Origin of the sequence: Chitinophaga sp. OAE865 (genome assembly GCF_040546735.1) — a bacterium.
Classification (GTDB): domain Bacteria; phylum Bacteroidota; class Bacteroidia; order Chitinophagales; family Chitinophagaceae; genus Chitinophaga; species Chitinophaga polysaccharea_A.
This window is the reverse complement of the sequence record NZ_JBEPOF010000001.1, coordinates 739183-763047: the sequence shown is the minus strand read 5'-3', so window position 1 is coordinate 763047 and position 23865 is coordinate 739183. Positions and strand designations below refer to the sequence as shown.

The following is a 23865-nucleotide window of genomic DNA, read 5'->3' as shown; positions in this document are numbered from 1 at the left end:
TGCAGGTAAGGGACTTGTGGAGGAAAATTATGGGTAAACCTACAGGATTCCTGGAATTTACACGCGAGCAGCCCGGGAAAGCGGATCCCCGGGAAAGGGTTAGTCACTATAGAGAATTTGTAGAACGCTTCCCGGATAATAAACTGAATCAGCAGGCCGCCCGCTGTATGAACTGTGGTGTGCCTTTCTGCCACAGCGGATGCCCCCTGGGTAACGTAATACCGGAATTTAATGATGCCGTATACCGCCAGGATTGGAAAGAAGCGTATGATATATTATCCTCTACCAATAACTTCCCGGAATTTACCGGCCGTATTTGCCCGGCTCCGTGTGAAAGTGCCTGTGTACTGGGTATTAACCAGCCCCCGGTAGCTATCGAGGAAATAGAAAAACATATCATTGAAATAGCTTTCGATAAAGGCCTGGTACAGGCAAAAGCACCGCGTATGCGTACCGGCAAGAAAGTAGCGGTGATCGGTTCCGGCCCGGCTGGTCTGGCTGCCGCCGCGCAGCTGAACTATGCAGGCCACTCTGTAACAGTATTTGAGCGCGACGATGCACCAGGCGGACTTTTACGCTATGGTATCCCAGATTTCAAACTGGAAAAATGGGTAGTAGACCGCCGCGTGAAACTGATGGAAGAAGAAGGAGTGGTGTTTCAATGCAATGCCAACGTAGGCGTAAACGTTAGCACCAATGATCTGCTGAGAGAATACAATGCAATTGTGCTGGCTGGTGGTTCCACCATTCCACGCGATCTTCCGATCCAGGGTCGTGAGCTGAAAGGCATACACTATGCAATGGACTTCCTGAAGCAGCAGAATAAAAGAGTTAGCAATATTGCGGTAGAAGGCAGTGATATATTGGCAACAGGCAAAAATGTGATCGTGATTGGTGGTGGCGATACCGGCTCCGACTGTGTGGGAACCAGTAACCGTCATGGCGCCCGCAGCGTTACACAACTGGAGTTGTTACCAAAACCTCCTGGCGAACGCACACCATTTATGCCATGGCCTACCTATCCGATGATCTTAAAAACATCTTCTTCCCATGAAGAAGGGGCAGACCGTAAATGGGCCATTGCCACCAAATCTTTTATCGGAGATGACAACGGCCACCTGAAAGCTCTGCGCCTGGTAGACCTCCAATGGACCTCCAGCGCTGATGGCAGACCGGCCAAATTCACAGAAATACCCGGTTCCGAAAGAGATGTACCCTGCGAACTGGCCTTACTGGCTATGGGCTTCGTACATCCGCAGCACACCGGTTTACTGGATCAGCTGGAAGTGGAAAGAGATGAACGCGGTAATGTGAAAGCTACCGAAAAGGATTACCTGACATCCATCCCTAAAGTGTTCGCTGCCGGCGATATGCGCCGCGGACAGTCACTGGTGGTATGGGCAATAAGTGAAGGCCGTGAGTGTGCAAGAAAAGTGGACGAATTCCTGATGGGCAGCTCCCAGCTGGAAAGCAAAGACCATTCACTGCAGGCAATGGCTTTATAATTCAACTGTAAATCAAATTTTTTCTCATAAGCAGGTTTAGATTTTGTTGTAACCTTCAGCCGGGCCGGGTTTTTACCCGGCCTATAATTTTTTCAGAAAGACAGCTCGGGCAGTCTCTTCTCCCTGTACCGGTCTTTACACAGAGGCCTCCAATCTTTTGTTCTCCCCGGTTTTAAAGACATAAATCAGACATCAGCAGAAACAAAGCCGGTGTTCAGCTATTTCCGGTTATCCGCCCACCTCAAACCCGATACATTTGTTTATTATGAAACAACTGTTGTGCTTTTGGGGTTTTATATTGCTGGGCTTCTCTGCAGCAGCCCAAATGGAGCTGATTACAGATGCACCCCAACTAAAAAAGGGGTTGTACAAAACCTTTGAAGAATTTCAATCCAATAACCCTTCCGAAGAAGGCGACCTGGTAATCAAAAACCGTAGTACTGCGGCCCAGATCTACCTGCTGGCTAACCGGAATGAACTGGTGCTCCGGGATGCTTCAGGACAGGAACATAAACTAAAAAATTACTGGGGCTTCTGCGATGGAAAAAATATCTACATTAAAGATAATGGGCTCAATAAGTTACAGGAAATAGGCTACTACTGTATATATGCATTACATGCCATACAACCCTCCCGGGGATATGTAAACCAGGCTGATATGACTACAAACAGTATCAGCACACCAGTGGTCCTCAAAAAAGTATTGAATGTGGTAACAGGCCAGGTACTGGAGTTATCTGCCTATAATCTCAAAAAATATATCCTTCCACAAGACAGTGTATTGCTCAATGAATTCCGAAATGACCGGGAGAAGAAAGACCAGCTTGAATACTATATTTTCAGGTTCAACCAAAGAAATAAACCGGAAATAAAGTAATCGGAATTTCATTCATCTTGACACTGTTGGAATTGCGCCCATCCGCTACGTCTGCTATTCACCGCCCAAAGCGGAGATACACAAAAGCTCCCATCGCTTCTGCTCAACACTATTTCGCGGTACAAACCCGTAAACAGGAAATTGTTGAAAAACGGTTACTGGACATCGCGATCGTGCCAACGCCACGGAAAAACTATCCGGATCAGGAAAAATGTTGTCTGGAATTATCTGTGAAAGGGGAGTGGATGACAACGGGTTTGTCAGGATACATTCCTAAGGCGATGAAGCCCTTTTCGGAGGGTTCTCCACAACGTAATATGAAGAAGAAACTGGCGGTTCCCGAAAACAGGGGCACTGGCCGGTTTCCTCTCCACCATCGCCATTAAGGCAAAAGATCTTGCCATAGAAATTACCAGCCATAATATTGATCTGAATGGGGAAGATGATATCACTGAAGAACATGTAGATAACAATACCGCTATTAGAAAGGCCCTGCCGGAAAGAGGCCCCTTCCTCCCGCAGAAGACATGGATAAGTCAGAAAACGAATCTAAAAAAAAGATAGAAATGCCCTCAAGCTGGATAATTAAAAAATAATCTTTAATCCGGTCTTCCCATATCTCCATTTCGCCAATATGTGCATTTTACTACTCACCCCATTTACTTCCTCTCCAAAAAAAGTATGTCCGTTACCGTATTTAATGTATTCTTGCAATTACTATTTTATTCCTGTATCCAGAGGTATGGATTTTGTTGTACCCCGCAGGCAAGCGCCCCGGTTACACTATCCTGCCGGCAAAGTAAACCATAAGTGCGCATTTGCGTTTATATTCAGTAATTTACGCTTGTAATACATCATAGTGACAGAACCAGCAGAAACCGGAGAAAAACACGGCCGCCCCTGGTGGCGATGGCTTATATGGATTATTGTTGCGGTGCTTCTACTGCCCGTAATGGCTGTTTTATTACTACAGCTGAACGGAGTTCAGAACTACCTCAGAGAACAGGGAGAACTATACCTGCGGAAAAAACTGCATACAAAAGTACAGATCGGTTATTTGCGCGCACGAGGCTGGCAATACCTGGAGCTTCGCAATGTTTATGTGGCCGACACCTCCAACCAGGCCCTATTTTATACCGGCTCCCTGAAAGTACATTACAACCTTCTTTCCCTGATCAGCAATGAACTGAAAATAGACAAACTGGAATGGGACACCCTGCTGGTAAATGTATACCGGCGTACCGGCGACTCCGCTTTCAATTACCAGTTTGCAGTAGATGCGTTTGTAACTCCGTCCGATAAACCAGATACCCTTGCCCCGGAAACAGGCACTACCCTGCAATTCAGGCTGAAAGATATTTCCCTGCGCAAAGTGAAAGTAAGTTATACAGATGCCCCCGGCGGAATGTCTGCCATACTCACCTGGGACAATTTGCATGTGGATCCGGACGACCTGTTGATTGACGATGGAATTTATGCGTTCAGGGGCATCGCTATCGACGGACTAAAAGGCTTTTTCAGGCAACAATACATAGCACCAGCTGTTACCTCCGCGGCACCCCCACCACCACCCGCCGATACCAACAGCGCATCACTGCATCTGCTGCTGAAAAAACTGCAGATCAATAACAGCAGCTTCCTCTATGCAGATGAAGGCATGGGCATCTCCACTGCATGGAAAATAGGCGCATTCCAGCTACGCAATAGCAACCTGGACCAGGACTCCACCCGTATACAGGTGGGCGATCTGACGATCAGCAATACCGCCGGCCTGTTGATGATGGTGCCGGGGAAAGATACTGTTACCACCTCTCCAAAGGATACCACGCCTAACACATGGCAGGTAATGGCCAACCAGGTAAATCTTGATAAACTGGCATTACGCTATGATAATGGCGGACCAGCACCCAAAGCAGCAAGTACTGATCCCGATTATAATCATCTGCTGCTGACAGGCTTCTCCAGTAAGATCAACAATATCCGGTATAAGCCCGACAGCATTATGGCAGGCATTAAATCGCTGACCGCCCGGGATAAATCCGGCTTTACCATCCGTAAAGCTAATATGGATGTATTGTTCACACCTTATTCCCTGGCCCTGCGTAATTTCTTATTGCAAACCAATAAAAGTATTTTCCGCAAACAGGTAATTATAACCGTTCCTTTCTGGTCGGGCATTTCCGACCACCTGGATCAACTTGGACTGGATGCCAATCTCGATTCTGTACAGGTGGCACTGGGAGAATGGCTGCCTTTTGTTCCTGATGCCCGCAAAAACAAATCTTTTGCTCCCCTCTGGAATAAGCAACTAACGTTGGCGGCTATATTAAAAGGTACACTGGGAGAACTGAACATCAAACAGCTTTACATCAACGATCACGAAGGCAATCTTATTAAAACAGACAACGGCCAGGTGTTTCATGCTACCGATCCGGACCGCCTCAGTGCCAATCTTCCTTCCATTTACATACAATCTGGCAACAAACCGCTGCGGGCCTGGTTACCCGCCGGTACATTACCTGATACGCCACGCCTGCCGGAAAACATGCTGATCACCGGTATGTTTAAAGGAGGTATGAAAGATCTCGTAACGCAATTACAACTGAAAAGCGAAACCGCCAACGCTAATATCAACGCACAACTGGTAAACATTACCGATAGCATCCACAGCAGCTATACCATCAGTATTCCATACTTCCGCATTAACCCTGGGGCAATGCTATACGATACCACCTATGGCTGGATGTCGGGAAAACTAAGCGCTACCGGCCAGGGCTATACGATAAAACAAATGGTGGCAAAAGCTGCTGCCCAATTGGATGAAGCTACCTATAACGCCTATACGTACCACGACGTGAACGTAACTGCAGGTATTAATAACGGCGCCTTTGAAGCAAAAGGCGAAAGCGCAGACACTGCCATCACCGCTACCTTTGATATCAGCGGGCAACTGGTGGATACTACCATTCAGGCCCTGAAAGTAAATATGGAAGTGGCAAAGGCCGACCTTTATACCACTCATTGGTATACAGAACCATTAACGGTACAGGGAAACCTCGTAGCAGACTTTAACAGCATTGAACCTGAGCGCATAGAAGGCGGCGCCTTCTTAACAAAATGGCAGATCGCCACACAAGGCCAGGTATTTCCGCTCGACAGTATTTCCCTGACGGCTGAATACAAGGACCAACAATACATTACTTTAAAAAGTCCGTTCGGCCTGGTCAATGCTAATGGTCATATCGACTATACAAAAGTGGGCGCTGCGTTCACCAATATTATCAACAAACCTCTGCTGCCGGCAGACTCCGGACGTATTGTAACTGTGCCTTCGGGGCAAATGCTGCAATGGAACGCATCCCTGCTATGGCCTAAAAGCCTGCAACAAATGATCCCCACCCTGCGCATGGAAGTACCGCTGGTGATGAATGGGCGCCTAAACAGCGACAGCAGCCTGCTTACGCTGAATGCGTATCTTCCTAAAATTAATTATGATTCCCTGCAGGTCGATAGTCTACGTCTGGGCCTGGCCATTCAGGACACCTCTTTACGACTGGGCGCTTCCTTGGCCCGTATGGCGCACCCTTCATTCCCCCTGCAGCACACCTATCTTACTGCATATGCCAATACCGGCGTAGTTGATTTTGATGTGGTGCTGGATGATGTTAAAAGACAACCCAAATACAAGGTGGGCGGTATTTTCACCTTCCTGAAGGAGAACGCCATGCAGCTGTCTCTTAAACCCGGGCTGTTGCTAAACAAACAGGAATGGACTGTAGCTGAGAATAATATTCTTCGGATGAAAAATGGCGCTCCTGATACCGCTAATATCAAACTATCACAAGGCGACCAATCCATACAAATTGCCACCCAGGCAGATACCAGCGCCATTCCTACCCTCCAGGCAAATATTACCAACTTTAAATTATCTACTATCACCGGCCTTCTTGCTACTGATACATTGCTGGCTAATGGTGTCCTGAATGCAGAAGCAACCGTGCGTAACTGGAATCAGTCTCCACTCATACATGCCGTACTGAAAGTAGACAGTCTAACGGTGAAGAATACACGTATGGGAACACTGGAGGCCAACGTGGAAAACAGCGGCCCGGATCAGTATAAACTTACGGCGGGGCTAACCGGGAATGACAACGATATCCGGGTAGACGGTACTTATGATAGCACCATCAATGCCCAACTGGATATTAATAAACTAAGTGTTGCCTCGCTGGAACCTTTTACAATGGGCAATGTTACCCATATGTCGGGCAATGCCAACGGCCAGTTCAATATCACCGGAACTCCGTCTGCACCCAAAGTACTGGGAAGCCTGCATTTCGACAACGCCACAGGCATGGTAACCATGATAGGTAGCACTTTCCACCTGCCCGATGAAGATATTGTAATAGATGAACGCGGTATACAACTGAATAACCTGGTAATAGCAGACAGCGCTAATAATGAACTGGTGGTAGATGGCCGTATTAATACCCGCGATCTTACCAGGTACAATTTCAATCTCGATGTTACCGCAGATAACTTTATGGCCCTGGGCCGTCAGCAAAATCCGGATCAGTGGATCTATGGCCCGGCTTATATAGACAGTAAAGTGAAGATCCGTGGATCAATGGATCTGCCAAGAATTGATGCTGTGGTAAAGCTGCGCGATAAATCGAGCGTAACCATGACCTTACCGCAGGAGGAACCCGGATTAGCCAACAGGGAAGGAGTAATAGAGTTTGTAGATAAATCCAATCCTATAGACTCTGCGCTGCTGGCTCGTGAAGATAGCATCAAATTTAAAACTACCAGGTTAAAGGGCATGTTCCTCTCTGGTAACCTTGATATCACGCCGGAATCTGTCATCAAAATCATTATTGACTCACAAAACGGTGATTATGTTCAGGCAAAAGGTACCGCAAGCATTAACGCTACCCTGGACCCCAGCAGTAAACTGAGTCTTACCGGCCGTTATGAAATTACAGAAGGTAAATACGAAATGTCGCTGAACCAGCTCATTAAACGTTCCTTCGATATAGAGAAGGGAAGCTTCATTTCCTTCAATGGTGATGCTACCAGCGCCGATCTCGATATTACCGCTAAATACACGGTAAATGCACCGGCTTACGACCTTGTTGCGGATCAGCTACAGAGCATGTCGGCCGAACAACGCAATACCTACAAGCAGCGGATGCCCTTCCAGGTATACCTGATGATCAAAGGCAACCTGATGAAACCGGATATCAGCTTCCGTCTCGACCTGGCTGAGAAAGACAGGAACACTCTCAACGGAACTCCGTACAACCGCCTGAAACAGATTAACCAGGTGCCATCAGAACTGAATAAACAGGTAATGGGATTACTGGTACTGAACTCCTTTATTCCGGACGATCCCATGAACACTCTCGATGGCGGATCCGGTGTGGGACAGGCAGCAAAAAACAGTGTAAGTAAAATACTTTCACAACAGCTCAATAATATGGCTGGCAACCTGATCAAAGGGGTTGATCTGAATTTCGATCTGCAAAACCAGGAAGATTATTCTACCGGTACTGCACAGGAAACTACCAATCTCAAAGTAGGCGCATCAAAGCAACTGTTCAATGACCGTTTAACCGTTTCCGTTGGATCCAATATCATGCTGCAGGGTAATCAGCAAAGCGCCAGCTCACTGATCGGCGATATTTCAGTAGAATATAAACTTACCCGCGATGGCCGTTACCGCATACGGGTTTATCAGCGGAACGACGGTCAGACAATCATCGAAGGCCAGGTAGTGGAAACAGGTGTTGCCTTTGCACTGATCATGGACTATGATGAATTCCGGGAGATCCTGCAACGATCCAAGTCTGATACTAAAAAACAAAAACTGCGCGATAGAAAAAAAAATAAGAAAGACGATAAAAATACGACAACGCCCGATGCGAAAAGCAAATAGTCATACGATCATTTACTGTTGCCTTGTATGCCTTGCTTACCTGGTCATCAGCTCCTGCAGTACCACGCGCACCGTACCTGAAGGCGACCGGCTATATACTGGCAGCAACGTAAAGTGGATCACAGATACTATTGTCAGAAAGAAACCCAAAGACTATAGCAACCTGGTTGATGGAATGAATAAAAGGATCCGTCCCAACAGGAACCGCAGATTCCTTGGCATGCCTATAAAGCTCTGGCTGTATAACTTAGGCAATGAGCCAAAAGGAAAAGGATTAAATTACCTGCTGCGTAGAAAATGGGGCGAACCGCCGGTATTACTAAGCCAGGCCAAACCGGATTACACATCTGAAGTATTGGAAGAATACCTGGTAGATAACGGCTATTTCCAGGCAGGTGTAGTATCTGCTGTTAAATTATCCGGGAAGAAAAAAGCCTCCGTTAATTATACAGCTACACCTAACCACCGGTATACCATTAAAAGTGTTACCTATTTAACAGACAGTAGTGCCATTGGCAAAACAGTAACATATACCAAACCGCAAAGCTCCCTGATCATCGGGGCCAATTATTCGCTGGATTCCATAAAGGCCGAACGTGAACGTATACACGCCGCACTAAAAGAACAGGGCTATTATTATTTTACACCGGATTATCTGTTGGTACAGGTAGATAGTACCAATAACGGGACTGTTGATTTATTTGTAAAGATAAAAGATAACACACCGCTATTGGCGCTCCGCCCTTACAAAATGCATGATATTGTGTTGTTCCCCGATTATTCGCTGGATAATGACTCCGCTTCCACACAGGGAACACCTGTAAAATACAAAGGCATTTATATCGTAGATTCTGCGCACCGCTTCAAATCTTCTGCATTTGACCGGTCTGTTTTTTTACGTCCGGATAGTTTATATCGTCTGAGTTCACACAATATCACACTGCAAAGACTGATTAACCTGGGAGTTTTCAAATTTGTGAAAGGACAGTTCTCTCCTGTGCGCGATACCTCCATTCACAACTTAACCGGCGGCAGTGCAAATGTTACTGGAAGGAGAGATGCCGGTGGCAGGAGAGACAGCACCAGCCGCAGAGACAGCTCCGGCAGAAATTTTAATCGTCGGGACACTGCCTATGCCCGCGATACATCGCAGGCAGGCACCTATCGCGCCATGGTAAACAACAGGGTAGCACTCGACAGCGGCTGGCTGGACGCCAAACTTTTCCTGACGCCTTACAAACGTCGCTCCCTTCAAACAGAATTACGCGGAACCTCCAAATCAAATGGATTTATTGGCTCCCAGATACAGATAACCGCTAAAAACCGTAACTGGCTGCATTCTGCGGCATTACTGGAAATAGGCTTGCGCGGAGGCCTGGAATGGCAAACCGGTAATAAAAACGCAGGCGGGTCCAATTCATATGGCCTGGGCGGAGAAGTAGCCGTTACTTTCCCTCGGTTCATCACTCCCTTCAGAGGACTGAACATTCGTACCCCTTATGTTCCTAAAACGAGGATAAGCGCCAGCTATGAATTATACAGCCGTGCAGACCTGTATAACCTTAACGCATATACGCTACAGCTACAGTACCTGTGGCAGCGCACTCAGTACCTGAGTCACATATTCGCACCCGTTGCGCTTACATATGTATTGCCTACCAAAACAACACCTGCATACGATAGTATCCTGAGGAATGATCCAAGTCAACGTAATGCCATTGAAAAGCAGTTTATCCTGGGAGGCAACTATACCATCACTTATAACAACCAGCAGGCCAATCGTGTGCATAGTTTTTACCTGAGTGGCAATATTGATATTTCCGGGAACATTGCCGGGCTGATCATTCCAAAAAATGATACCGGTCAGAAAACTTTACTGGGAAATTCATTTGCGCAATATGAAAGGTTTACCGCCGAAGCGCGGCACTACTGGCAGTTAGGCAAAGGAAAACAATGGGTAAACCGCCTTCTGATCGGATATGGTTTGCCATACGGCAACTCCTCTACGCTGCCCTTCGTGAAGCAGTTCTTCACCGGCGGAAGCAGCAGTATCAGGGCATTCAGGGCGCGTACACTGGGCCCGGGATCTTATCACAACCCTGCGGTAGATACATCTGCCCTGCTGGCCAATGAAGCCGGCGATATTAAACTGGAGTTCAACTCCGAGCTGCGTGTACATGTTGCCAGTGTATTTAACGTGGCAGCGTTTATAGATGCCGGAAATATCTGGTTGCAGAAAGAAGTACCCGATAAACCCGGTAGTAAGTTTGCCTTCAATACTTTTTATAAAGACATTGCCGTAGGTGGGGGAGTGGGCCTACGCATAGACGCTTCCATTGTAGTGGTACGACTGGATCTTGCAATACCTTTCCGTGTTCCTTATCTGCCTCAAAACGAGCGCTGGGTGTTGGACAAAATAGATTTCAGTGATCCTGAATGGCGCAAAAAGAACCTGATTCTTAATATTGCAATCGGGTATCCGTTCTAATATTACGGGGAGATGATTTTAAAATCATCTCCCCGTAAATATATACTCATAACACATCTTTCAGGTGCTTGTAATTCGATTTCACTGCATCAAATACATCTTCATACCTTCCGCTCAGGATTAGTTTTCCCATCCAGAGCGCAAATCCCTTCATCTGCGCAAACTCCACCTTTGGCGGCATCGCCAATGATTCCGGGTTGGTGAACACATTTACCAGCACATGCCCTTCTGTTTTAGCCGCCTTGGCTAAAACACTTTCCACTTCTTCCGGTTTACGGATCGTAAAAGCGGTGAACCCCATGGCCACTGCTACGGCGCCAAAATCAGGATTCACCATATCAGTTTGCCAGTCGGGAATCCCGGCTACTTCCATCTCCAGTTTTACCATTCCCAGGGCCCGGTTGTTAAATACTATTACTTTTACGGGGAGCTGGTACTGTTTTATCGTCATCAGGTCTCCCAGCAACATCGTTAATCCCCCATCGCCACACAGAGCATACACTTCCCGGCCCGGTTGGGCCAACGCCGCGCCAATTGCCTGCGGCATAGCATTGGCCATTGAACCATGATTAAAGGACCCCAGCAGCGTACGTTTACCGGTGCCTTCCAGGTACCGGGCCGTCCAAACATTCGTCATCCCGGTATCTACCGTAAAAATGGCATCGTTGGCAGCAATTTTATTGAGGGTAGAAGCCACAAACTCGGGACTGATAGCATTTTCTTTTCCGGTATCCTCCACGTAAGTCTGCATTTTCTTTTTCACTTCCTTATAAAACGCTACCATTTCATCCAGGAAATTATGGTCTGTATTTTCTTTCAGCATAGGCAAAAGCGCCTTTAGCGTATCGCTGATATCCCCGCACAGTCCCATCTCCAGGGTGGCCCTTCTTCCCAGTCTTTCTGGTTGTATATCTACCTGGACGATCTTTGCTTTTTCAGGAATAAAAGGAGTGTAGGGAAAATCTGTTCCAAGCAGCAGCAATACATCTGCTTCGTGCATACTTTTATAGGCCGATGCAAGTCCCAGCAAACCAGTCATGCCTACTTCATTTGGATTATTATGCTGGATTCCCATTTTGGCGCGGAACGAGTAGGCCACCGGCGCTTTTAATAACGTTGAAAGTGCCACCACTTCATCGTGCGCTTCTACGGCGCCCAATCCACAATAAATGGCTATTTTCTTTGCCTCTGCAAGTAAACCTGCCAGCTGCTTTAACTCGGTGGCTGAAGGACAAATAACCGGTTTCGGACGATAAAGCCTTGTAGCAGTAGGAATATCCTTTGCATCAGCGGCAGCCACATCTCCCGGTAATCCTAAAACCGCTACGCCATGCTTATGTACTGCATGTTGTAAAGCAGCCTGCAGCATGCGCGGCGCCTGTTCTGCTGTAGCAGCTACCTGGTTATAATGACTACAATCATCAAATAGCTTGATGGTATTGGTTTCCTGGAAATAATCGCTTCCAAATTCGCTGGTCGCGCAGGTAGAGGCGATTGCCAGCAACGACGCGCCCGACCGGTGCGCGTCATATAATCCGTTAATAAGATGCACATGCCCCGGCCCGCTGCTACCGGCACAACAAGCCAGGCCGTTCAACTGCGCTTCGGCGCCTGCAGCATAAGCGCCAGTTTCCTCATGCCTTACATGGATCCACTGGATCCGGCCATCACGACGCACGGCATCGTTAATATGATTCAAACTATCGCCGGTTACAGCATAAATACGTTTAATGCCGGCCGTTGCCAGCATTTCAACCAATTGATCCGCTACAAGTTTTGCCATATAAAATTTGTTAGAATGAGTGCCTGATAAAAACAGTTGATCATCTATATTGTTCAACATTATGCCATTCATCAAATTCCACCTTTCCTCCCAATAAAAGCATCGGAAATTTGACTTATTTTTAGACTATTGTCTAAATCGCTATCCGCATGTATATCCCTGCACCCTCACAACGCAATTGGATATTGCTTTTCATTATCCTGGTAATGGCAGGCGCCACTTCCTGTAGCCGGAAAATCACCGAAACAGGAAAGGCCTCCTATTACGCCAATTCCTTCGATGGTAAACGGACAGCAAGTGGCGAAACCTTCCGCCAGCGGGAGCTTACAGCCGCACACAAAACACTTCCCTTCGGTACCCGTGTTACCGTTATCAATATTGCCAATGGAAAAAGCGTAAAGGTCCGCATCAACGACAGGGGACCGTTTGTACCAGGCCGGATTATTGACCTGTCGCACAAAGCTGCCTCCCGGATAGGCATGCTCAATACCGGCGTTGCCAATGTAGAAGTGAAATACAAAAAGAAGAAGAAAAAATAAGCAGGAGTGAGACGCCCCACTCCTGTAAATAATAATTATCCTAATTGATGTACTCCTCCTTTATGTGCTGCATCGCCCCGTTGATCATGCGGGCCTTCAGCAATTTCTTCGACCATTTTTCTGCAAAATGCCGGCAAATCCTTTGGTGTCCGGCTTGTAACCAATCCTTTGTCAGTTACCACCTCTTCATCTGTCCATAAAGCCCCTGCATTTTCAAGATCTGTTTTTAATGAAGGGTAGGATGTTACCTTCCGGCCATCCAGTTCTCCGGTTTCAATTAAAGTCCACGGGCCGTGACAAATAGCTGCAATAGGTTTACTCTCATCGAAGAACCCGGTAACAAAAGCGATCACACGGTCATTCGTACGCAAATGGTCCGGATTCATCACGCCTCCCGGTAATACAAGCGCATCATAGCTGGAGGCAACCACATCCTTTATGTTTTTGTCTACCGGATAATCTTTCCCCCAGTCTTTTTCGGCCCAGGCACGCACCGTTTTTTCTTCCGGAGAAATAATATCTACGGTAGCTCCGGCATTCTTCAATGCTTCCAACGGTTTTGTAAGTTCTACTTCCTCAAATCCGTTGGCAACCACGATAGCTACTTTCTTATCTTTTAATTGATTTTCCATAAAATAATGTTTTAAATAGTTTGAAAATATCCAGCCTCCGGCAGATAAATACCGCGGCAACGTATTCTTCTGCCACAAAAACAATTCCCTTTGTAATTTCTCAGGCATAGCATCTTTCCCATAAGATCAGTACGTTTGCGCTTGTATAATTTAATGCCCAAACCGTTGCAGAAACCGGATTCTCATCTGTTTGTAATTTTTTCCTTTCTTAATTGCTTTTGGGAACGGATGCTGCTTTATTTGTTAACTATACAATTAAGAACAATGAACAAGAAAACGCTCCTGGCAGCAATGCTGTCTATTCCCTTTGCTGCAAACAACACACTTGCGCAGGCCCCTGTGGCAGAGCTTCCCGGCTTTACCGCCTATGCCGATCCGGTAGAAGAACATGTAGAAATCAATGAGCGCCACGGCGTTATTCATTGGACAGAGAACAGTAACACCGTCAATTTTTATTTTCATGTGGCCAATCCCGGATCACTCAAAGTTTCCTTACAGGCAAAAGCAGACGCCGAAAGCAAAATATTAGTTACTGTAAATGAAACTCAAAAAATAGTTAGCATTCCTTCCAATAATGATTTTGTAAACATTCCCGTGTTGCAAACGTCTGTAAAGAAGGCAGGCTTCTATTGTATATCATTGAAAGGTGTGGAGAAGAAAGGGAATATATATGCAGATGTAAAAAGTGTTGACCTTTCGGGTTCCGCTGTCAAAGACATTCAATATAATGCCAAACCCTGGCGCCGCGCAGCTTCTGTACACTTAAACTATCCTGTTCCTGAAGGTAAAAATGTAGAGTGGTTTTATGGAGAAATTAAAGTTCCGGAGGGAGAAGATAAACTGGGTACCTATTTCATGTCTTGCGGATTCCACAGGGGCTACTTTGGAATGCAGGTTAATTCACCCACGGAAAGAAGAATTATCTTTTCTGTTTGGGATGCAGGAGGGGAGCCGCAGGAGCGGAGTAAGGTAAAATATGAAGACCAGGTGGTAATGCTTGCAAAAGGAGATAGTGTAGAAGCCAGCGGGTTTGGTGGGGAAGGAACAGGAGGTCATAGCCACTGGGTATATAGCTGGAAAGCCGGTGATACTTACCGTTTCCTGATGCACAGTGTACCAACAGGAAATACCACCACCTATACTGCCTATTTTTATGTTCCGGAACATAATGAGTGGAAACTGATTGCCAGTTTCAGAGCGCCCAAAGATGGTAAGTATATGGGCCATCTTTATTCCTTCCTGGAAAACTTTTCTTTTGAAAATGGCCATCTTGGCCGCAAAGGATATTTCGGTAACCACTGGATAAAAACCAACACCGGTGAATGGATAGAGCTCACCAAAGCAAAGTTCTCCAATGACGCAACAGCCAGAGCCAAAGACCGGCTCGACTTTGGCGGTGGCTCTGAAAACGGATGGTTCTATTTATGGAACAGTGGTTTCAAACCTGCCAATGCAAAATATGAGGATCTGTTTGAGCGCCAGGCAACAGGTACGCCTCCCGTTATTGAATTACCAAAATTCTGATAATTCTTAGAACGGTAAGTATCAACCGGCTGCAGTTTATCTGCGGTTGGAACAACCACTTTTAAGTGGTCCCCTGCCAGTTAAATTGCTGCTTTGCATGATTATGTTGGTTTTTTCCTGATATCTGCACAAACAGACATCAGCCGATATTGAAATGGGAAATATAACGTTTATCCACTTTTGGACGTATCCACGATTTGAGAATTAGCGGCAAGCCTGAAAACATGCTGCTCATTATACTACCATATCCTGTATCAACCCCCGTCGCCAGGCATTTCCACTGCCTGGCGACGTTTTATTTATCAGGCATAAAAAGAAAACAGACCCAATTGATTAGTCCATATACCCCATGGGATTTAGGTGGCGCATTTATTTTCATTTTCCTCCAGCGTTTCCGGGTGTACCCCTCATTGCTCAAATTTTCTGTTACTGATCTGATTATTGGAGCATAGTGGTTGTTCGCTCTGCTATTTTGATTTAAATTCGGTAATCAATTCTGATAACATCAGCACATATGGCCTTCAAAAAGAAATTGCCTATTCCCGGCATGGTACAGGTACTTAACCCATTCAAGGTGAAGAAGCAACGTATCATGAACTTTAACCCGGCAGAAGGTGTAACTACCAGGAAACCTGCGGCAGAAACCAAGATCACTGTTTTTGACTACAATGTTAACCTTTGTTCAGAGCTCGTGCTGAATAAAATAGAAGACACCTTCCGGTATGCATCTGCCCCACAGTTAAGCTGGATCAATATTGACGGCATCCGGAAAGAAGAGGTGCATGCTGTGTGCGAGCAATTTATGATACATCCCTTACTGGAAGAGGACATTTTAAGTACGGGACAGCGCGCCAAAATGGATGAGATCAATGACCGGATGTTTTGTTTACTTCCAATGATTTACTTCAACAGTGAAACTTCCTCAATTGATCTGGAACAGGTGAGCATTGTACTAGGCAGGAATTTCGTGATCTCCTTCCAGGAAGATCCCGCGCGGGATGTATTCGATCCTGTGCGTAACAAGCTGCTGATTACAGGATCCCGTATTCGTAATGGTGGGGCTGATTATCTCTGTTACTCTTTACTGGATGTAATTATCGACAACTATTTTATCGTAATGGATAAACTGGGGGAAAGAATAGAAATGATGGAAGACCTCGTACAGCACCAGCCCAATACCCGCACATTGGCACGGATCAATTATTTACGCCGCCAGGTTTTCCTGTTCAAAAGAGCCATTGCACCGGTGAGGGAGCTGGTAAATGGATTCCTTAAAAGTGAAAATGATCTGTTGGATGATAAAGTAACGAAATATTACAAGGACGTATACGATCACATCATTCAATGCAATGACCTGGCAGATAACTACCGGGATATGGTATTAAATTTACAGGAGATGTATCATACGCAGCTAAACCTGAAGATGAATGAAATTATGAAAGTGCTGGCAGTAGTAACCACATTGATGGCTCCGCCAACACTGCTGGCCGGTATTTACGGCATGAATTTTCAGCATATGCCCGAACTGGCGTCTCCTAACGGATACTATTATACTCTGGGAGGTATGGGCATATTATTGGTACTAATGATCCTGATTTTCCGGAAACGTGGCTGGTTTTAACCCTTCTTTTTGTATACAGGCACTGTAGAACAGGGTTCTCCATACATGATACTCTTTACCACGGGACGCAACAAACGGGTAATTTCTGCATAAGCTATTTCTCCTACGCGTTTATCACCGCATCCTTTAATTACAATTCTTTTATCGGCAAAAGCAGAGATGTCAATTGTACCCAGATTCCTGAGATACAGGGTATTGTGTATAAATTCCGCGTTTCCGAAAGCAGCATAGGCCGCAACCGGCTCCAGGTTTGTCATTACAAGCATATAAGCCCACAAAGGAACAACAGCATCTGCAGTACATACCAGACCTACATTCTTTCCGCGGTATTGCTCCCAGTCGTGCGACTGCATCGCTGCCCGGAAATCCTTTTCCTTCAGGATAAGCCCCATAAACAGGTAATCCTTTAAATCAAATACCACGATTTCCCCTTCGGGATAAAATTCCTCCAGGTCAATCGTTTCCAATCCACTCTGTGCTACTTTATTTATGATTTCGTCCATTTTTTCCATATTTAAGATACAAATTTACGAATATCGGGGGAGGAATATGAATACAGTGGTCCTAAGCTCTAACCGTGGAAAATGAAAAAGGGAAGCAGTGTCTGCTTCCCTTTTTCTTATGTCAGTAAAAAATGTAGTGATTTAGAAGAATTTACCACGGGTATCCTTCACATCGCTTTTCTTTTTCAACACTTCAAACAGTTGCTGATCCAGCATGGATTTAACACCCTGTTCATAAGCGGCCTGTTGGGAAGCGACGTCCTGAGCCGGTTGGCCCGATGGCTGGAAGCTGTCTACCTTAATTACGTATACACCTGCATTACCTTCAATTGGAGCAGATACGGCTGCAGTACCCCATTTCTTATTGAATGTTGCACCGGCAACGCGCGGTTCAAAGCCCAACGAAGCAATAAACGGAGTGGCGAAAGAAACGCCCTCTGCCTTGAGCACTGGTTGGTTAGTTGCTTTAGCGGCTGCATCGAGTGTAGCAGGAGTTTGCAGCTTAGCAATGATCTGTTCGGCCTTCTTATGCTTTTTAACTTCTGCTTCCACCTGGGGCCTTACATCAGCCAGCGGAGCCGTTCCTTCTTTACGCACACTGGTTAAAACAGCTACTACATATTTATCATCGAAAGTGAATACTTTACTTACATCTCCCTGTTTTGATTCGTAAGCCCAGCGCACCAGTTCACGTGATTGTCCGATACCAGGGATTACAAAATCCATGGGGCGCACATTATCAGCGATTCTTTTATTCAGCTTTTCCTGTTGTACTGTTTTTTCAAAAGACGCAGCATTTCCACTCTTGCCTGCAAAACTGCTGGCAGCGCTAAATGCGTTGTTATTAGTTTCTTTGCTGGCTTCTACAGATTTACCCAGATAGGCTACTTTAACAGCAGGACCAATATTCTTCTGATCCATGATTTGAATTACATGGTAGCCAAACTGTGTTCTTACCACTTTAGTCTGGCCTTTTGAACCTTCGAAGGCAAAATCCTTAAATTCAGGAACAAATTGGGAAGATGGTGTGAGATCATATTCTCCTCCGGTTTGCTTGCTGCCCGGATCATCTGAGAACTGGTCTACCAGGGCTTTGAAATCAGCACCGCCTTTCACTGCCAGTTCAAGGCTGTCAGCACGTTTTTTCGCAACAGAGTCCGGTAAACCACCCTGAGCTCCTGAAGCGATGAGAATGTGGCGAACCTTTACACTATCTGGCATATTCTTGCGATCCACCATCTTGGCAAACACTATCAGGTTATTATCATAATATGGTCCGAAAACGGCTCCTACAGGCAGATTCACGATAGAATCCTTCATAGGAACTTTAGCTTCGTTTTTAGAAACATATCCGTCATAATATTTAATATCTGAGTTCCGATTTATAAAACCAGCGATATTACCACTGGTAGTAGTATCAAGTTCCAGCTTCATTGCCATAATTTGTTGAATGGCTGCGGCCGAATCCGCAGGGGAAGGAATGGCATCAAATGATACGTATTCAATTTTGCGGGATTCTTCTACTTTAAACAGCTGTTTGTGGTCCTGGATAAAACGTTCCAGTTCCGCATCTGTTACCTTGATAGTAGAATCAGCGATAGTAGCGTATGGAACACTTACATAAGATACTGTTGCCGTTTGGCTGTTATCTTTTTGTTGTTGTTCTGCCAGCCATTTGGGATAATATATACCTTGTTTAATAAGGGTCACATATTTTAAACGCTCCTGGTATTTGGCAATATAGCTTTCCAGCTGATGTAAACCTTCCCGGATCTGCGGGTTACTGCCGGCCTGTGAAATAGCCTGTTGCAAAGCATTGCGGTCGAACTGGCCGTCACGGGTAAACTGCTGTACAACTACCGGGTTGGGGTTCTTACCTTTGATCTGGTCAACTACTTCTGCCTCTGTTACGTCAACACCCAATATTTTATACTGGGCCTGCATAATTTGTTCATTCAGAAACTCGTTCCAAACCTGCTCGCGGATATACTGACGTGTTTGTTCGTCAATATTGGGCATTTGCTGACGCGCATTGTTTTCTGCGTCCTGAATACGGCGTTGATACTCTGATAAATCGAGCTCTTCACCATTTACTTTACCCACGCTTGTATCGCGGCGGGATAGAGAACTCTTGCCAAAAAAGGCATCCTGCAACAGGAAACTAACAATAGCCAGGCAAATCACTACAACGATCACGACGGCATATTTGTCCCTGATTTTCTGAATTACTGACATATATTATATAGTCTACATTTTTAAGGATAGCAAAAATAGAATAAATAAACTGTAACTGCAAAAGAGTATTTTTTGCTTCAAAACCCAATGCAGTAAAGGGTTTCAGGTATTTATAACACTTTCGTGGACTGTGTAACATTCACAGGTTTTCCACATGAGGGGGATATTTCCAGGGTTCCTTTTTCCAAACACTGCATATTTTTAAACCCCGATGGGAACGGCTGTTTAACCGAAATTAAGTGTCAGAAACTTGAAAAAGGTTATACACAAATGTTAAAAAAGCTTTTTTTCAAATCCACATAAAAATGTGAATAAAAAGGGGCTAATCCGCTGCTGTATGCATTTTGACCATTTTTCATTCCCTGAGTTTTCTTTTCCACATTTGATGTGTAAAAACCCCTGTAAAACGCAAAATAAGGTGGGAAAACAGCCCCTAATCCACAGGTAAAACTAATTTTGTTATTGTAGTAGAATTTACCCTTAAAAATCCAAACCTGGAAATGTGAATAGTAAATGTCTTCTTTTAACATTTTCCTAATACACTACTGACTAAAAAGATTTTCACGCCGGAGGATATCCACGTATGTGGATGAAAGTATGAAAAATCAGTATTGACGCGGAATTAGCATGTTAATTTCTTGTGGAAAGCGTAGTAAAAAGGAATAACAACTACATTTGTACATGAGCCGGAAATTAAATTTCCACATATTCACAGCCCTAATAGTAGTGGGCTTTTTCTTTTAAATATTTAAATAAGTATATAGCTATGATTATGGAAATCGCTGAAGCGAAAAAAAATTTGCAACACAACGGATTTTTGGATATATCAGTCGATCCCTCTCTGGATTTGTTTGAAGCGATAACAGATTTGAAAAAGAAAAAAAATGCGATTGTTTTGGCGCATTATTATCAGGAACCTGATATCCAGGATATAGCAGATTATATCGGAGACAGTCTGGGGCTCAGCCAGCAGGCTGCTAAAACGGATGCAGACATAATAGTTTTTGCCGGTGTGCACTTTATGGCAGAAACCGCAAAAATCTTAAGTCCGCAGAAGAAAGTATTGTTACCAGACCTGAAAGCAGGGTGTTCTCTTGCAAATAGCGCTCCCCCGGAGTTGTTTAAAAAGTTCAGGGACCGTTATCCTGATCATATCGTGATCTCGTATATTAATTGCTCAGCAGGTATCAAAGCGCTCAGCGATATCATTTGCACGAGCTCCAATGCCGAAAAAATCATTGAAAGCGTCCCACACAATCAGCCGATCATATTTGCACCTGACAGGAATTTAGGGGCCTATCTGATCAAAAAAACGGGTAGAGACATGGTTTTATGGAACGGTGCCTGTATGGTACATGAAATTTTCTCTCTGGAGAAGATCACTAAATTGAAAGTTCGTCACCCTAAAGCCAAAGTGATAGCGCATCCGGAATGTGAACCAGCAGTGTTGGCGATTGCTGATTATATTGGATCCACTACGGGTTTGCTGAAATTTAGTCAGAAAGATGATGCTCAGGAATACATTGTAGTTACTGAAACTGGTATTCTTCACCAGATGCAAAAGGAAAATCCTGGTAAAACATTTATTCCTGCACCACCTAATAATGCCTGTGCATGTAATGATTGTCCGCACATGAAATTGAATACGCTGGAAAAGCTTTATCTGTGTATGGAATATGAACAGCCGGAAATAGCGATGGAAGAAAGTCTCAGAATAGCGGCTAAAAAGCCAATTGAGCGAATGCTGGAAATCAGTGCTCAAGCAGGACTTTAATATAAGATGTTGATTTACAGTTTTATTTAGATTTTATTTTTATCATATAGAATAGTCTTTAATTCACGAAGGCCGTAAGAAATCAATATTCTTGCGGCCTTCGTATTTAGATACGAATCAATTCATTCTCATCTCATTATGAAGCCCCTGAGAAATTAATATTTGACAGTTAATTTGTAAGACCCCCGGTCATTCCACCCATAAAGCCACCTATTTCTGTTTGATGTTGAAAGCGTTTCAAAACTGTTTCAAACGAGCTGAGAATTCAAAAAAATAAATGATCATTGGGTAAGTGAAGGTTTTTTTTGAATATTAAATTCTCAGAGCACTGCCATTGGCCTGAGAATGTGATATTTTCACTCTCAATGTAATGCAGGTATTGAATTTAGTTTCCTGAAACTCCTGCGGGCCATTTTTTAAAGGCTCTGAGAATTGATTATTCAGTTGAATGATTGAGTAACCCCGGGTTTTTGTTTTCCGGTAGATCGTCGCGTCACTCATTTTAAGTTTATGAAGAGTCATCAGATGACATTTTTCCTTAAGACGCGCCTTTACATGCGTTATACACAGCGTTTTCTGCGATATAGATTTTCTAATTGTGTTGAGCACGACTTAATGAAGGCTGTGAGATTTCAATATTCCATATTTTTCCGGGGTAACCACGGAATTTCTATTTGCAGCTGATTCTCAGGCGGCTTATAACGCATTGAGAGTTAAGTGAAGATGGGGATCTCCCGGAATATACTTATTTCATTCAATTCTCAGCGCCTTGGAAGCAGGCTGAGAATTGAATATTTGGTGATATTATACGGATACTTACAGGATGCCTGGTTTCATGCAATTCTAAGCATACTATGAATGAGCTGAGAATTGGCTATAATATTTCTGGCTTCCACTATCGAGGAGAATAGGTGAATATTGAATTCTCCGCGTGCTCATAGTGCGTTGAGAATCGAATACTGTAAAATGTAGAGAGAATCCCTGGAAGCAACCTATTTTAACAGATTCTAAACCAGCAATAAATGAGCTGAGAAATCAATATTTAAAATTTTCTTGGGAAATCCGGGAAATTTAAATTGGCGCAAAGCAGAATGGATTGGCTATGCCATAAGAATGGATTTTTTTCTTTTGATATTTCCACTTATTCAATCGCACAATTCTCAGGGGAGTTACTAAAGGGATTTGACTTTGATTTTTTAGCGTTTGGGAAGAGGGGGAAGTATTGTTAAGGATAATTTCTGATCTTTTTTAGTAGAAGCTGCGAATTTTATGAGAATATCCGGCTTTTCGTTTTAAACGATGTGGTGATTAAAAATAATTGTATTTGGGAAGCAAGAAATGTGAGTAAAAATTCCTTTTTAGTGAGAAATGAGGTTTCTTTTGATAAAAAGAGTGGAATTTTTCAGTAAATCTCCAAAAAATAGGTAAAATTTGGAGATATAAGATATTTCCTACGAGGGAAAATATCTTTTCTAACGAAATTTTCTTGGTTTTGATCAATAAAAAGGGCAGAGAATTAAATTTCCTCTACCCAAATATGATCGGCTTCAGTTTTTCTTAGCGATAAATTGTAACCGGCTACCATAATGGAGATAGGATCTCCCAGTGGAGCAATTTTTTCAATTTTCACTGTTTCACCTGGTACGCAGCCCATTTCCATCAGTTTAATATGAAGATCGTCCTTTGCAAATTCTATAATCACTGCGCTTTTTCCAGTTGACAGGGACGATAATTTTATAACGCTTTTTTTCATTTCCTACTTGTTAATCTGTTTAAACTTTGTACCGGCATAATTGGGATGCATACTTATGAATGATAAGCAAAGTTACCTCTGTATGGGCAATATGCAAAAAGAAAGGTCCTGCAAAACAAAATTTCACTTTACTTTTACATCCATTTAAATTTTTTGAACATAGATGGCCATTCAGTTTACATCGCATGAGGTAAAAGATCATTTAAAAGGAAAGCGCAAGCTCAAATTATTCCTCAACGATCTTTTTGCTGCAGAGGGACAAGGTTTGCAGAGTTTGCATTATATTTTTTGCTCGGATACCTACTTGCTTGAAATTAACAGGCAATTTTTACAGCATGATACCTATACGGATATTGTGACTTTTGAAATGGGAGAGGATCCCGCTATTACAGAGGGCGAGATATATATCAGCATTGACAGGGTTCTTGAAAATGCAGAGAAGTTTAAGGTGCCGGTGGCTCATGAACTGCATCGTGTGATTTTTCACGGAGCACTTCATTTATGTGGCTTTAAAGATAAAAGTAAAAAAGATGCTGCCTTAATGAGGAATAAGGAAGATGAGTATCTGAAAAAATATTTTGGAGAATGATATACGATTCTGTAGAGAGATGTTCCACGTGGAACATCTCTCTACAGAATCGTAATTTTGAGACCATTTCAATTTATAGAAGATCAAATGGTTCTTTTCTGATT

General features: G+C 44.2%; 14 protein-coding genes. 9 read left to right on the top strand and 5 right to left on the bottom strand.

The window, feature by feature from the left end:
* Positions 1 to 29 precede the first annotated feature (29 nt).
* The 4 genes from ABIE50_RS03220 to tamL all read left to right on the top strand — a co-directional run bounded on the left by ABIE50_RS03220 (position 30) and on the right by tamL (position 10808).
* Complete coding sequence (locus tag ABIE50_RS03220) at positions 30 to 1505, top strand: glutamate synthase subunit beta (protein WP_209855965.1); 1476 nt, start codon at positions 30 to 32, stop codon at positions 1503 to 1505.
* 265 nt (positions 1506 to 1770) lie between these two features.
* Positions 1771 to 2382, top strand: a complete 612-nt coding sequence (locus ABIE50_RS03215; RefSeq protein WP_209855968.1) for a DUF6563 family protein — start codon at positions 1771 to 1773, stop codon at positions 2380 to 2382.
* An 859-nt stretch (positions 2383 to 3241) separates the two neighbouring features.
* Positions 3242 to 8320 carry a translocation/assembly module TamB domain-containing protein gene (locus ABIE50_RS03210; protein ID WP_209855971.1) on the top strand — a complete coding sequence of 1693 codons (5079 nt, stop codon included), beginning with the start codon at positions 3242 to 3244 and terminating at the stop codon, positions 8318 to 8320.
* Positions 8304 to 10808 (top strand): translocation and assembly module lipoprotein TamL, encoded by a 2505-nt coding sequence (gene tamL / locus ABIE50_RS03205; protein WP_209855974.1) that lies wholly within the window; start codon positions 8304 to 8306, stop codon positions 10806 to 10808. Before ABIE50_RS03210 ends, tamL begins: the two co-directional genes overlap by 17 nt.
* A 46-nt stretch (positions 10809 to 10854) precedes the next feature.
* Here the strand turns inward: tamL and ABIE50_RS03200 are convergent, their stop codons facing one another.
* Positions 10855 to 12591: a thiamine pyrophosphate-dependent enzyme gene (locus ABIE50_RS03200; RefSeq protein WP_209855977.1), complete on the bottom strand. Its 1737-nt coding sequence runs from the start codon at positions 12589 to 12591 to the stop codon at positions 10855 to 10857.
* A gap of 149 nt (positions 12592 to 12740) precedes the next feature.
* Here ABIE50_RS03200 and ABIE50_RS03195 point away from each other — a divergent pair, with 149 nt between their 5' ends.
* A complete protein-coding gene (locus ABIE50_RS03195; RefSeq protein ID WP_354027855.1) occupies positions 12741 to 13130 on the top strand; it encodes a septal ring lytic transglycosylase RlpA family protein in 390 nt (129 codons plus the stop codon).
* Between the two features lie 35 nt (positions 13131 to 13165).
* Here the strand turns inward: ABIE50_RS03195 and ABIE50_RS03190 are convergent, their stop codons facing one another.
* Positions 13166 to 13870, bottom strand: a complete 705-nt coding sequence (locus ABIE50_RS03190) for a type 1 glutamine amidotransferase domain-containing protein (protein ID WP_354027854.1) — start codon at positions 13868 to 13870, stop codon at positions 13166 to 13168.
* A gap of 156 nt (positions 13871 to 14026) precedes the next feature.
* Here ABIE50_RS03190 and ABIE50_RS03185 point away from each other — a divergent pair, with 156 nt between their 5' ends.
* Both ABIE50_RS03185 and corA read left to right on the top strand, forming a co-directional pair.
* Positions 14027 to 15286, top strand: a complete 1260-nt coding sequence (locus tag ABIE50_RS03185; RefSeq protein WP_209855980.1) for a DUF3472 domain-containing protein — start codon at positions 14027 to 14029, stop codon at positions 15284 to 15286.
* A 514-nt stretch (positions 15287 to 15800) separates the two neighbouring features.
* Positions 15801 to 16907: a magnesium/cobalt transporter CorA gene (gene corA, locus ABIE50_RS03180; protein WP_209855983.1), complete on the top strand. Its 1107-nt coding sequence runs from the start codon at positions 15801 to 15803 to the stop codon at positions 16905 to 16907.
* Here the strand turns inward: corA and ABIE50_RS03175 are convergent.
* Together ABIE50_RS03175 and ABIE50_RS03170 are read right to left on the bottom strand one after the other, a co-directional pair.
* Entirely contained in the window at positions 16904 to 17410 is a 507-nt protein-coding gene (locus tag ABIE50_RS03175) for a DUF2480 family protein (RefSeq protein ID WP_209855986.1), read from the bottom strand. The genes corA and ABIE50_RS03175 overlap by 4 nt on opposite strands.
* A 141-nt stretch (positions 17411 to 17551) precedes the next feature.
* Positions 17552 to 19645, bottom strand: coding sequence for a peptidylprolyl isomerase (locus ABIE50_RS03170; RefSeq protein WP_209855989.1), 2094 nt, complete (start codon positions 19643 to 19645; stop codon positions 17552 to 17554).
* Between the two features lie 772 nt (positions 19646 to 20417).
* On the opposite strand from ABIE50_RS03170, the gene nadA reads away from it, so the two are divergent.
* Positions 20418 to 21419, top strand: coding sequence for a quinolinate synthase NadA (gene nadA, locus ABIE50_RS03165; protein WP_209855992.1), 1002 nt, complete (start codon positions 20418 to 20420; stop codon positions 21417 to 21419).
* A gap of 1516 nt (positions 21420 to 22935) precedes the next feature.
* Here nadA and ABIE50_RS03160 read toward each other — a convergent pair.
* Positions 22936 to 23172, bottom strand: a complete 237-nt coding sequence (locus ABIE50_RS03160) for a FeoA family protein (RefSeq protein ID WP_209855995.1) — start codon at positions 23170 to 23172, stop codon at positions 22936 to 22938.
* A 163-nt stretch (positions 23173 to 23335) separates the two neighbouring features.
* On the opposite strand from ABIE50_RS03160, the gene ybeY reads away from it, so the two are divergent.
* Positions 23336 to 23761, top strand: a complete 426-nt coding sequence (ybeY, locus tag ABIE50_RS03155; protein WP_209856006.1) for an rRNA maturation RNase YbeY — start codon at positions 23336 to 23338, stop codon at positions 23759 to 23761.
* Positions 23762 to 23865: the final 104 nt, after the last annotated feature.